This window comes from Paraburkholderia solisilvae, assembly GCF_902859875.1.
In the GTDB taxonomy this organism is placed as follows: domain Bacteria; phylum Pseudomonadota; class Gammaproteobacteria; order Burkholderiales; family Burkholderiaceae; genus Paraburkholderia; species Paraburkholderia solisilvae.
Window position 1 is genome coordinate 1 of record NZ_CADIKF010000009.1, and the last position, 12,932, is coordinate 12,932.

The 12,932-nt window shown below is 66.2% G+C and carries 7 protein-coding genes; 4 read left to right on the top strand and 3 right to left on the bottom strand.

What is annotated here, in order from left to right:
* From HV675_RS07665 to HV675_RS07675, 3 genes are all read left to right on the top strand, one after another.
* Nucleotides 1–1,187 (top strand): MdtA/MuxA family multidrug efflux RND transporter periplasmic adaptor subunit (locus HV675_RS07665; protein ID WP_175110286.1); only part of this gene is annotated, 1,187 nt, incomplete at its 5' end.
* Between the two features lie 18 nt (nt 1,188–1,205).
* A complete protein-coding gene (locus HV675_RS07670; protein ID WP_175110287.1) occupies nt 1,206–4,349 on the top strand; it encodes an MdtB/MuxB family multidrug efflux RND transporter permease subunit in 3,144 nt (1,047 codons plus the stop codon).
* A gap of 3 nt (nt 4,350–4,352) precedes the next feature.
* On the top strand, nt 4,353–7,682 hold the full coding sequence (locus HV675_RS07675; protein ID WP_175110288.1) for an efflux RND transporter permease subunit: 3,330 nt from the start codon (nt 4,353–4,355) through the stop codon (nt 7,680–7,682).
* Between the two features lie 90 nt (nt 7,683–7,772).
* Here HV675_RS07675 and HV675_RS07680 read toward each other — a convergent pair whose 3' ends face one another.
* The 3 genes from HV675_RS07680 to HV675_RS07690 form a co-directional block, all read right to left on the bottom strand.
* Nucleotides 7,773–8,237: a hypothetical protein gene (locus tag HV675_RS07680; RefSeq protein ID WP_175110289.1), complete on the bottom strand. Its 465-nt coding sequence runs from the start codon at nt 8,235–8,237 to the stop codon at nt 7,773–7,775.
* Between the two features lie 96 nt (nt 8,238–8,333).
* Nucleotides 8,334–8,897, bottom strand: coding sequence for a peroxiredoxin (locus HV675_RS07685; protein ID WP_175110290.1), 564 nt, complete (start codon nt 8,895–8,897; stop codon nt 8,334–8,336).
* Between the two features lie 337 nt (nt 8,898–9,234).
* Nucleotides 9,235–10,656, bottom strand: coding sequence for an EAL and HDOD domain-containing protein (locus HV675_RS07690; protein WP_175110291.1), 1,422 nt, complete (start codon nt 10,654–10,656; stop codon nt 9,235–9,237).
* Between the two features lie 408 nt (nt 10,657–11,064).
* Here HV675_RS07690 and HV675_RS07695 point away from each other — a divergent pair, with 408 nt between their 5' ends.
* Nucleotides 11,065–12,879 (top strand): putative bifunctional diguanylate cyclase/phosphodiesterase, encoded by a 1,815-nt coding sequence (locus tag HV675_RS07695; protein WP_175110292.1) that lies wholly within the window; start codon nt 11,065–11,067, stop codon nt 12,877–12,879.
* Nucleotides 12,880–12,932 lie beyond the last annotated feature (53 nt).

A 12,932-nucleotide genomic window follows, 5' to 3' on the forward strand; every position in this document is an offset into this window, starting at 1 on the left:
CGAGCGGCGCGCGGGCCGGGCGCAGCGGCGGCGGCCGCCGCGGCGCATTCGCGAACCAGCCGCAACCGGTCAAGGTCGGATCCGTCACGCAGGGCGAGATGCCGATCGTCATCACCGCGCTCGGCACGGTCACGCCGCTCGCGAACGTCACCGTGCGCACGCAGCTGTCCGGCGTACTGCAGACCGTCGCGTTCCAGGAAGGCCAGACGGTGAAGAAAGACGAGGTGCTCGCGCAGATCGACCCACGCCCCTACCAGATCTCGCTCGCCAACGCGCAAGGCACGCTCGCCAAAGACATGGCGCTGCTGCAAACCGCACGTCTCGATCTGAAGCGCTACCAGACGCTGCTCGCGCAGGACTCGATCGCGAGCCAGCAGGTCGACACCCAGGCATCGCTCGTCAAGCAATATGAAGGGCAGGTGACCTCCGACCGCGCGAATATCGACACCTTCAAACTCGACCTGACCTACGCGCGCATCACCGCGCCGGTCGCGGGCCGCGTCGGCCTGCGTCAGGTCGACCCGGGCAACTATGTGACGCCGGGCGACGCGAACGGCATCGTCGTCATCACGCAGTTGCAGCCGATCAGCGTGATCTTCACCACCTCCGAAGACAATCTGCCCGCCATCCTCAAACAGCTGAACGGCAAGACGAAGATGTCGGTCACCGCGTACGACCGCACCAACACGACGTCGCTCGAAGCCGGCTACCTCGAAACCATCGACAACCAGATCGACACCACCACCGGCACCGTCAAGCTGCGCGCGATGTTCCCGAACACCGGCAACATGCTGTTTCCCAATCAGTTCGTGAACGCGCGCCTGCTCGTCGATGTGATCCACAACGCGACGATCGTGCCGACGCCGGCGGTGCTGAACGGTTCGATCGGCCAGTTTGTCTATGTCGCGAAGCCGGACAACACGGTCACGGTACGCACGGTCAAGGTCGGACCGGTCGACGGCGAGCGCACCAGCATCGTGTCGGGTCTGCAGGTCGGCGAGCGCGTCGTCACCGATGGCTCGGACCGCCTGAAGGACGGCGCGAAAATCACGATTCCGGCCGAGCATCCGGCCGGCGCATCGGGGGCATCGGGTGCCGCAGGCGCATCGTGGGCTGGCGCCGGCTCCGGCGCATCCGGCACGCACGCGCACCGTCATCGTCACGCGTCGCAAGCGTCGTCGCAATAAAGGCCCCGCTGATCTCGCATGAATCCATCCCGCGCCTTTATCCTGCGTCCCGTCGGCACCGCGCTGCTGATGGCCGCGATCATGCTGGTCGGCCTCGTCGCGCTGCGCTTTCTGCCGCTGTCCGCGCTGCCCGAAGTCGACTATCCGACCATTCAGGTGCAAACGTTCTACCCCGGCGCAAGCCCCGATGTGATGACGTCGTCGGTCACCGCGCCGCTCGAGCGGCAGTTCGGGCAGATGCCGTCGCTCAACCAGATGTCATCGCAAAGCTCGGCGGGCTCGTCGGTGATCACGCTGCAGTTCAACCTCGACCTGCCGCTCGATATCGCCGAGCAGGAAGTGCAGGCGGCGATCAACGCGGCGGGCAACCTGCTGCCGTCGGACCTGCCCGCGCCGCCGATCTACGCGAAGGTCAATCCGGCCGACGCGCCGATCCTCACGCTCGCGATCACCTCGAAAACGATGCCGCTCACGCAGGTGCAGGACATCGCCGATACGCGCCTCGCGCAGAAAATCTCGCAGGTGGGCGGCGTCGGACTCGTCAGTCTGTCGGGCGGCCAGCGGCCGGCGGTGCGCATTCAGGCGAACCCGCTGGCGCTCGCGTCGTACGGCCTGAATCTCGATGATCTGCGCACCACCATCGCGAACCTGAACGTGAATACGCCGAAGGGCAACTTCGACGGTCCGTCGCACGCGTACACGATCAACGCGAACGACCAGCTGACCGACGCCGACGCGTACCAGAGCGCGGTCGTCGCGTACAAGAACGGCCGCCCGGTGATGCTGACCGACGTCGCGAAGATCATCCCTGGCGCGGAAAACACCAAGCTCGGCGCGTGGGTCGACGGCACGCCCGCGATCATTCTGAACGTGCAGCGCCAGCCGGGCGCGAACGTGATCCAGGTGGTCGACAGCATCAAGAAGCTGCTGCCGACGCTGCAGCAGTCGCTGCCGGCCGCGCTCGAGATGCAGGTCGTCACCGACCGCACGACGACCATCCGCGCGTCCGTGCGCGACGTGCAGTTCGAGCTGCTGATGTCGGTCGTGCTGGTCGTGCTCGTGATGTACCTGTTCCTCGCGAATGTCTACGCGACCATCATCCCGAGCCTCTCCGTGCCGCTCTCGCTGATCGGCACGCTCGCGGTGATGTATCTGTGCGGCTTCTCGCTCGACAACCTGTCGCTGATGGCGCTCACCATCGCGACCGGCTTCGTCGTCGACGATGCGATCGTGATGATCGAGAATATCGCGCGCTACGTCGAGGAAGGCGACAACCCGCTCGACGCAGCGCTCAAGGGCTCGAAGCAGATCGGCTTCACGATCATCTCGCTGACGGTCTCGCTGATCGCGGTGCTGATTCCGCTGCTCTTCATGGGCGACGTGGTCGGGCGCCTGTTCCACGAATTCGCGATCACGCTCGCGGTCACCATCGTGATCTCGGCGGTGGTGTCGCTCACGCTGGTGCCGATGATGTGCGCGAAGCTGTTGCGCCACACGCCGCCGAAGGAAAGCCACCGCTTCGAGGCGCGCGCGCATCGGTTCATCGACTATGTGATCGCCCGCTACGCGGTCGCGCTGAACTGGGTGCTCGACCGCCAGCCGGCCACGCTGGTGGTCGCGGTGCTCACGCTGGTGCTGACCGCGCTGCTGTACATCTACATTCCAAAGGGCTTTTTCCCGACCCAGGACACCGGCGTGATCCAGGCGATCACCCAGGCGCCGCAGTCGGTGTCGTATCAGTCGATGGCGGAACGCCAGCAGGCGCTCGCCGCCGAAGTGCTGAAAAACCCGAATGTCGAAAGCCTGACGTCGTTTATCGGCGTCGACGGCACCAATATCACGCTGAACAGCGGCCGGATGCTGATCAACCTGAAGCCGCGCGACGACCGCGACGCCACCGCGAGCGAAGTGATCCGCGACTTGCAGCGCGCGACCGCGCATATCTCGGGCGCGACGCTCTATATGCAGCCGGTGCAGGACCTGACGATCGATTCGACGGTGAGCCCGACGCAATACCAGTTCATGCTGACGGACCCGAACATCAACGAGTTCACGACGTGGGTGCCGAAGCTCGTCGAACGGCTGCAGCAGGTGCCGGACATCACCGATGTCGCAACCGACCTGCAGAGCAACGGCCAGTCGGTGTACGTCGAGATCGACCGGCCCACCGCCGCGCGCTACGGCATCACGCCCGCCACCGTCGACAACGCGCTCTACGACGCATTCGGCCAGCGCATCGTGTCGACCATCTTCACGCAGTCGAACCAGTACCGCGTGATTCTCGAAGCGACGCCGACGCTGCAGCACTACACGGACTCGCTCAATTCGATCTACCTGCCCTCTTCGACCTCGGCCGGCGGCCAGGTGCCGCTGTCGGCCATCGCGAAGTTCCATGAGCGGCCGGCGCCGCTGCTCGTCACGCACCTGAGCCAGTTCCCGGCCACCACGGTGTCGTTCAACCTCGCGCCGGGCGCGTCGCTCGGCGCCGCGGTCAAGGCGATCCAGCAGGCGGAGAAGGAGATCGGCCTGCCCGCGTCGTTCCAGACGCGCTTCCAGGGCGCGGCACTCGCGTTCCAGGCGTCGCTGTCGAACGAGCTGTTCCTGATTCTCGCGGCCATTATCACGATGTACATCGTGCTCGGCGTGCTGTACGAAAGCTTCGTGCATCCGGTGACCATCCTCTCGACGCTGCCGTCGGCCGGCGTCGGCGCGCTGCTCGCGCTGCTCGTCACCGGGCACGATCTCGACATCATCGGCATCATCGGCATCGTGCTTCTGATCGGTATCGTGAAGAAGAACGCGATCATGATGATCGACTTCGCGCTCGAGGCGGAGCGCGAGCACGGCAAACCGCCGCGCGAAGCGATCTACCAGGCGTGCCTGCTGCGCTTCCGGCCGATCCTGATGACCACGATGGCCGCGCTGCTCGGCGCGTTGCCGCTGATTCTCGGCAGCGGCGCCGGCTCCGAACTGCGCCGGCCGCTCGGTATCGCCATTGCGGGCGGCCTCGTCGTGAGCCAGTTGCTCACGCTGTTTACGACACCGGTGATCTACCTCGGCTTCGATTCGATCGCGCGCCGCCTGCGCGCGCGCTTTCAGCGCGACGGCGGCACCCGGCCGACGCCGCCTCGCGCCGACGCCAATGCGGACGCCGGGAGCTGACCGATGAATCTGTCGCGTCCGTTTATCGCGCGCCCGGTCGCCACCACGCTGCTGTCGCTCGGCATCGCGCTCGCCGGCCTGTTCGCGTTCACGAAGCTGCCGGTCGCGCCGCTGCCGCAGGTCGACTATCCGACCATCTCGGTGCAGGCGACACTGCCGGGTGCAAGCCCGGACAACGTCGCGACCAGCGTCGCGAGTCCGCTCGAACGGCATCTGGGCGCGATCGCGGACGTCACCGAAATGACCTCGTCGAGTTCGGTCGGCTCGACGCGCATCACGATGCAGTTCGGGCTCAATCGCGACATCGACGGCGCCGCGCGCGACGTGCAAGCCGCCATCAACGCGGCACGCGCCGACCTGCCGGCGAGCCTGCGGCAGAACCCGACGTATCACAAGGTGAACCCGTCCGATGCGCCGATCCTGATTCTGTCGATATCGTCGAAAACGCTGCAGCCCGGCCAGTTGTACGACTCGGCCGCGACCGTGCTGCAGCAGTCGCTGTCGCAGGTCGACGGCGTCGGCGAAGTCGACGTCAGCGGCTCCGCGAATCCGGCCGTGCGCGTCGAGCTGGAACCGCACGCGCTGTTTCACTACGGCGTCGGCCTCGAGGACGTGCGCGCGGCACTCGCCTCCGCGAATGCGAACAGCCCGAAGGGATCGATCGAGTTCGGCCCGAACCACGTGCAGCTGTACACCAACGACCAGGCGAGCAAGGCATCGCAATACAAGGATCTGGTGATCGCCTATCGCAACGGCGCGGCGGTGCGTCTGTCGGATGTCGGCGAAGTGGTCGACTCGGTCGAAGACCTGCGCAATCTCGGCCTGTCGAACGGCACGCGCGCGGTGCTCGTGATCATCTACCGGCAGCCGGGCGCGAACATCATCGAAACCATCGACCGCATCCGGGAAACCCTGCCGCAGCTCGTCGCGTCGCTGCCGCGCGACGTGCAGGTGACGCCCGCCGCCGACCGCTCGACGACCATCCGCGCGTCGCTCGCGGACACCGAGCGCACGCTGATGATCGCGGTCGCGCTGGTCGTGATGGTGGTGTTCCTGTTCCTGCGCAACTGGCGCGCGACGCTGATCCCGAGCGTCGCGGTGCCGATCTCGATCATCGGCACGTTCGCGGCAATGTATCTGATGAATTTCTCGATCGACAACCTGTCGCTGATGGCGCTCACCATCGCGACCGGCTTCGTCGTCGACGATGCGATCGTCGTGCTCGAAAACATCGAGCGGCATATCGAGAACGGCGTGCCGCGCATGCAGGCGGCGATCGTCGGCGCGCGCGAGGTCGGCTTCACGGTGATGTCGATCAGCATCTCGCTCGTCGCGGTGTTCCTGCCGATCCTGCTGATGGGCGGCATCGTCGGGCGGCTGTTCCGCGAGTTCGCGCTGACGCTGTCGCTCGCAATCGCGGTGTCGCTGGTCGTATCGCTGACGCTCACGCCGATGATGTGCTCGCGCCTGCTGTACGAGCCGCATCAGAAAAAGAAGGAAGGCCGCTTGTCGCGCTGGCTCGAAAGCGGCTTCAACCGGATGCAGGGAGGCTACCGGTATACGCTCGGCTGGTCGCTGCGCCACCCGCTTCTGATCCTGCTCGTGCTGTTCGCGACGATCGGCCTGAACATCTGGATGTACATCATCGTGCCGAAGGGGTTTTTCCCGCAGCAGGACACCGGCCGGCTGGTCGGCGGCATCCAGGCGGACCAGAGCACGTCGTTCCAGGCGATGAAGGGCAAGTTCTCCGAGATGATGCACATCGTGCAATCGAATCCGGCAGTCGAAGCCGTGGTCGGCTTTACCGGCGGACGCCAGACCAATGCGGGCTTCATGTATGTGGCGTTGAAGCCGAAGCCCGGCCGCAAGCTGTCCGCCGACCAGGTGATCCAGCAACTGCGCGGGCCGCTGTCGCATGTCGCGGGCGCGCGCACGTTCCTGCAGGCGGTGCAGGACATTCGCGTCGGCGGCCGGCAGTCGAACGCGCAGTACCAGTACACGCTGCTCGCCGATTCGACGCCCGACCTGTACAAATGGACGCCGCGCATCACCACGGCGCTGCAGGCGCGCCCCGAGCTCACGGACGTCAATTCGGACCAGCAGGAAAACGGCCTCGAAGCGTTCGTGACGATCGATCGCGCGAGCGCCGCGCGCCTGAACATCACGCCGTCGCAGATCGACAACACGCTCTATGACGCATTCGGCCAGCGCCAGGTATCGACGATCTACAACCCGCTGAACCAGTATCACGTCGTGATGGAAGTCGCGCCGAAGTACTGGCAAAGCCCGGAGATGCTCAAGGAAGTGTGGATCAGCACGACCGGCGGCACCGCGAGCGGCTCGCAATCGACCAATGCCACCGCCGGCACCGTGACGATGACCAATGCGTCCGGCAATGCCTCGGCCACGGGCGGCAGCGCTTCGTCGGCGGGCTCGGCCGGCTCGTCGAGCGCGGCCGCGATCGCCGCCGATGCCGCGCGCAATCTGGCGAACAACTCGATTGCGGCAAGCGGCAAGTCGAGCGCATCGACCGGCGCGGCCGTGTCCACCGCGAAAGAAACGATGATCCCGCTGTCGGCCATCGCGAATTTCGGGCCGGGCAGCACGCCGCTCGCGGTCAACCATCAGGGGCAGTTCGTCGCGTCGACGATTTCATTCAACCTGCCGCCCGGCAAGTCGCTGTCGGACGCGACCGCGGCCATCGACGAAACGATGGCGCAGCTCGGCGTGCCCGCGACCATACACGGCAGTTTCCAGGGCACCGCGCAGGCGTTCCAGCAGTCGCTCAACGATCAGCCGATCCTGATTCTCGCGGCGCTCGCGGCCGTCTATATCGTGCTCGGCATCCTGTACGAGAGCTATATCCACCCGCTGACCATTCTGTCGACGCTGCCGTCGGCCGGTGTCGGCGCGCTGCTCGCGCTGCTGCTCTTCGACACGGAGTTCAGCATCATTGCGCTGATCGGGGTGATCCTGCTGATCGGCATCGTGAAGAAGAACGCGATCATGATGGTCGACTTCGCGATCGACGCGTCGCGCACGCGCGGGCTGTCCTCGCGCGATGCGATCGAGGAGGCGTGCCTGTTGCGCTTCCGGCCGATCATGATGACGACCTGCGCGGCGCTGCTCGGCGCGTTGCCGCTTGCGTTCGGCCGCGGCGACGGCGCGGAGCTGCGCGCGCCGCTCGGCCTCGCGATTGTCGGCGGGTTGATCGTGAGCCAGATGCTCACGCTCTATACGACGCCGGTCGTGTATCTGTATATGGACCGCTTGCGTCTGTGGGGCGAGAAGCGGCGCGGCGGTGCGCGCCGTCCGGCGGCCGCGACCGAGTAAGCGGGCACACCGGCAAGACGGGCGCGGCGCGCGCGGACCGCCGCGCCGCGTACGGCTGAAACCATGCCGCTTGCCTGACGTGCCGCCTGCCTACAGTTTCTGCGCGATCGCGAGCGTCAGAATGCGCTGCCACTGGCGCGCCTGACGCTCGCTTGCCATCGGCAACTGCCAGACCGGCCGCGCCGCGTCCTTGACCTGCAGTCCGACGCGCCAGCCGTTGCCGTCGCGTTCGGCCAGCGCGCGCTGCAGATCGCCGAAGATATAGTCGCCCTTCGCGCCATCGAGCTGAACGGCGCATAGCGCTTTGCCCGACGCGAGGCGCACGCCGCCCCACGGCGCGTTCAGCTCGTGGGTCCAGTCACCGTCATGGATATTCGGCGCGATCTCGCGGCGGCGGCGCCACCAGTAAGCGAGCCCGGCCAGCACCGCCGCCGCGGCCACCACGGCCGCGCCGATCGCTACGCCCATGCCGAAGCGCGCGCTCAGCGCGTCGAACGCGCGCACCGCGCCGTAGATCAGCGCAATCAGAACGAATAGTGCGACAAAGATCGGCATCGCAGCTCCGTCGGAACAGAGGTCAACGCGCTCGCCAACACGGCGGTCAAAGCAGCCGCTAAAGCAGCAATCCGGCCGCCGCGGCGACTGCGCGCATTACGGCGACTTGTGCGCCGCCGCCCACGCCTTCACCGCCTGCAGCGTGTTTTCGACGTGCTTGTCCGGCGACATGCTCGTGTATTCATAGATGATCTTGCCGTCCGGCGCGATCACATACGACACGCGATTGGCCATCGAATCGTGCATCGGCAGCCCGGCGTCGTAGGCGCCGATCACTTTGGCATCGGCATCGGCCGCGACCGGGAATTTGCTGCGGCATTCGCTCACCGAGAACTTCGTCAGCGTGTCGATATTGTCGTGCGACACGCCGATCACCGTCGCGCCGTACTGCTTGTATTCGTCGACCGCATCGGCGAATTCGTGCGCCTCGATCGTGCAGCCCTTGGTGAACGCGGCCGGATAGAAGTACAGCACCACCGGCCCCTTCTTCAGCGCGTCGGCGAGCGAGTACGAATATGTCTTGCCGCCGAGCGACGCCTGCGCGGTGAAATCCGGCGCGGTGTCGCCGGGCTTGAGCGTCGCGCATGCGCTGAGTGCGTAGAGCGACAGTGCGGCGCACACGCTCGCCGCGGCGAAGGCTTGCGTCAGGGTTCGTTTCATCTGCGTTCCTCCGGTTCATTCGGCAAGGCGGCGGCCGGCGCGGCGCCCCGCTGTGACTGCGGGCGCCGCGCCGGTCCAGCCGCCGGCTGGGGGCGTCGGGCTCGAACCGCCGGCGCTAGCCAGCGTGCATCGCGCCCTTCGCCGTCATGCATATCCATTCGCTATTGGAGCACAGTTCCCCTGCAAGCCGGCACGATATGCACAGGCGAACATTCCCGCCTGCTACGCTCGGTTCGCGCTGCGCTCCCGCTTCATTGATGACCGGACGCCACCCAGTCGCCACTCAGTTATTGCTCAGTCGCCGCCCGTTGCCGCTTCGTTACCGCTCAGTTGCCGCTCAGTTGCCGCCCGCGTGCGCGCCGAACCACGCGGCAGCCGACAGATTCAACTCGGCGAGCACCGCGGGCGTGAGCACCGAGAAACGCTCGAGCGCCTGCTCCTGCAGGATCGCCGCGGTGTCGGCGCCCTGCCCGGCGGCTTCGGCCACGCGCAACAGCATGCCCATCTCGCCGTCGCGCTCGACGATCGCATTGCGGATCAGCGGCGACAGGCCGAGCTTGTCGAGCGCCTTCGCGGGCGTCGAATCGACCACCACATGCACGAGCGAAAAGATGCCGGTCATAAACGCGGCATCGGCGAAGTCTTCATCGCCCGGACGCAACAGGCGCGCCGCCAGTTCCATAAAGCGCGAACGGGTGCCCGCCAGTTGCACGAGCGGATCGGAGCTCCACGGCAATTCGCCGCCGCCCGCGTACAGCAGCAGTTGCCCCCAGCGCGCGATCTGCCGCGTGCCGGTTGCGATAATCGCCTCGCGCAGCGACGCAATATGACGCCCCAGGCCGAACGCGCTCGAATTGACGAGGCGCAGCAACTGCACGACCACGTTCGGATGGCGCTTCAACTCCGCCTCGAGTTCGAACAGTCCCGCATCGCGCGACAGCAGCGCGAGCAGCCGCAGCAGCGCCGCGCTCGACGAGCGGCTGCGTTGCGCCGCGAGCACCTGCGGCCGCGCAAAGAAATACCCCTGGAACAGATCGAAGCCGAGATCGCGCGCGAGCAGAAAATCCTCTCGCGTTTCGACCTTTTCGGCGATCAGCGTTTTGCCGTGACCGCGCAGCGTCGCGGTCAGCGTTTTCAGCGCGCTGCGATCGGTCAGCAGAAAATCGACCTTGACGATATCGGCATACGGCAACATCGCATACAGGCTTTCGGACAGCTCCCAAACGTCGTCGAGCGCAATCCGGAAGCCGGCCCGCCGCAACTCGGCAAGCTGCGCGAGCAGGCGCGCATCGACGGTCACCGTCTCGAGAATTTCAAGCACGAAGCGCTGTGGCGACATCAGATGCACGATGTCGTCGAACAGCAGCCGCCGGCCGATGTTGATATAACCACGATGCTGGCCGAGCACCGCCGGCACGCCGATCGCGCCGATCGTGCGCGCGACTACCTGCGCGGTCGCCTGCGCGTCGTCCGTGACGCGCGCATGATTGTGCGCACTGTCGCGAAACAGCAACTCGTACGCGTTGAGCGCACCGCTGCGATCGAGAATCGGCTGGCGGCCGAGATAGACGAACTGCGAGGCGGCGACCAGCCCGTCGGACGCGCTGCCCGGCTGCTTGCCTTGCGGCCCCGGCGCCGCGGCCAGCAGCGCACCGCCGGGCGGCCCGGCAGGCGCGTGCCGCCCGGCGGGCCGGTCGGTCGCAGGGCGGGTTCCTCGATCGGTCCCTCGGGCGTGTCTATCGTCGAACGGTTCTGACATGATTCATGGCGGCGTGGATTCAGAAAATGGCAATCGTGCAGGCCTGTGATGGAAACGGTCCCACTGACCGCCGCGCATCGTACCAAAACCAAACCGCCTCACGAACATTCGCTTTAACGGAATAAGGGGGGCGGTACTTTAGCGGAACCCACGGTGCGGTGCAGCGAAGCCGCCCGCGCGGGCACAAGTGGGTGATAACTGCGGTAATGGAGACCGCGCTGACGACATGGACCGCGACGGCGGTAAAAGAGGCTGTCGAAAGGCTTTTTTTGCGCTGGCGCTAAAGATTTTGCGTTGTCAGCCGTTATGGTGCTCTGATGGGCGTCTTTCCATCTTCCGGCTGGATGCAGTAACCGGCAAGCGGGGCCCGCCCCTGCCCGCGACGAAACAGGATTGTCAGCAACTTACATGGAAGCGAACAGGAATACCGCACCTCGACGCGGCTGGCTGCGTACGGCCATCGCGCGCTGGCGCAGCGCGCGCGTCTCGCCGGCGCAAGCGGCCAGCGCCAGCGCCGCGGCACTGGGTCTCGAGCAGACGGTCGGCGCCGTGGACTTCCTCGCGCATGTCGACAGGGATCTGCGTTTCCTGTACGTGACCGACGCCAGCCTGCGCTTTATCGGCTACCACCGCGAGTACCTGCAAACCATCACGCTGCACGACCTCGTCGCTCCCGCGGACACGGCCCGCCTCGAAGCGGTGCTGACCCGCGCCGAGGCAAGCGGCGCGGTCGAAAAAGTCTCGCTCGACCTCGTCAAGTCGCTGACTTACCCGATCGCGGTCGAACTGCGCGTGGTGCGCAACAACCACGACGGCATCGAGGGTTACGCGATCGCCGGCTTCGACGTGTCCGCGTGGCGCGCGAACGAAGCGAGCCTGAAGCGCGCGCTGCACACCGACCACCTGACCGGCATCGCGAACGTGCCGGCGCTCGTCGACGCGCTGCGCGAAGCGCAGCAGGAGGCCGACGCGCACGGCACGCCGGCCGCGCTGCTGCTGCTCGACCTCGACGACTATCAGCGCGTGAACCGCGCGCTCGGCTACGACGCCGGCGACGACATGCTGCGCGAGACCGCGAAGCGCCTCACCAACATGACGACGCAAGGCGAAATCATTGCGCGCGTCGCAAGCGACGAGTTCGCGATCCTGCTGCCGCCCGCCGCGTCGCGCACCGACGCCGCGATCGCCGCCGAAGCGCTCGCGAGGCGCCTGTTGACGTCGATCCAGCAGCCGTACACCTACAACCGCCAGCCGGTGCACTTATCGGCCAGCATCGGCATCGCGCTCTACCCGGACGTACAGCATTCGAACGACGCCACCTCGCGCGACAGCCAGCTGCTGCGCTGGGCCGATCACGCGCTGCTGCGCGCAAAGGCCGCGGGCGGCAATACGCTCGCGTTCTACGTGCCCGACGACAGCCCGGCCGACGCCGAGCGTCTGAAGCTCGAATCGGACCTGTACGACGGCGTGCGCAACGGCGAGTTTTCCCTGCATTTCCAGCCGATCACGAGCAGCCAGTCGCGCGGCGTGGTCGGCGTCGAGGCGCTGATCCGCTGGCATCATCCGCTGCACGGTCTGGTGCCGCCGTCGATGTTCATTCCGCTCGCGGAGTCGGTCGGCCTCATCAACTATCTCGGCAACTGGGTGCTGAAGGCGGCCTGCATGCAGCTGATCCAGTGGGACGCGAAGGGCATTGCGCTGCAGTACGTCGCGGTCAACGTGTCGCCGCAGCAGTTCCGCGACCCGCGCTTTACCGACAATGTGCGCGAAGCGATCGCGCTGACCGGCATCGACCCGCGCCGCCTCGTGTTCGAAATCACCGAAACCCTGCTGATGCACGATCCCGCGCACGCAACGGCGCTGCTCGCGGAATTAACTGCCATCGGTATTCGTTTTGCAGTAGACGACTTCGGCACCGGCTATTCGAGTCTTGCGTATCTGCAACGCTTCCCGCTCGCCAAGCTGAAAATCGACAGGAGCTTTGTCGAGAATCTGCTAACCTCGCGCAACGATCAGGCAATCGTCAGCGCGGTGGTCGGACTCGCGCAGACACTCGATCTCGAACTGGTCGCGGAAGGCGTCGAAACCGAAGCGCAGCGTGCATTGCTGACCGAGATGGGATGCGATCACATACAGGGATGGCTCGTCTGCAAGGCGCTGCCGTCCGAGGAACTCGCGCAGCGCTTCGAGTCGCGCGCGCTTTATCTGCACGACGCGGCTTGATGCGCGTGGCGCACCATCACCGCAGCGGCGGCCGGCGCCTTGTGCACGGCCGG

Coding starts and splice junctions, on each gene's coding strand:
- HV675_RS07670 (WP_175110287.1), top strand. CDS start 1,206: ATGAATCCATCCCGCGCCTTTATCCTGCGTCCCGTCGGCACCGCGCTG.
- HV675_RS07675 (WP_175110288.1), top strand. CDS start 4,353: ATGAATCTGTCGCGTCCGTTTATCGCGCGCCCGGTCGCCACCACGCTG.
- HV675_RS07680 (WP_175110289.1), bottom strand. CDS start 8,237: ATGCCGATCTTTGTCGCACTATTCGTTCTGATTGCGCTGATCTACGGC.
- HV675_RS07685 (WP_175110290.1), bottom strand. CDS start 8,897: ATGAAACGAACCCTGACGCAAGCCTTCGCCGCGGCGAGCGTGTGCGCC.
- HV675_RS07690 (WP_175110291.1), bottom strand. CDS start 10,656: ATGTCAGAACCGTTCGACGATAGACACGCCCGAGGGACCGATCGAGGA.
- HV675_RS07695 (WP_175110292.1), top strand. CDS start 11,065: ATGGAAGCGAACAGGAATACCGCACCTCGACGCGGCTGGCTGCGTACG.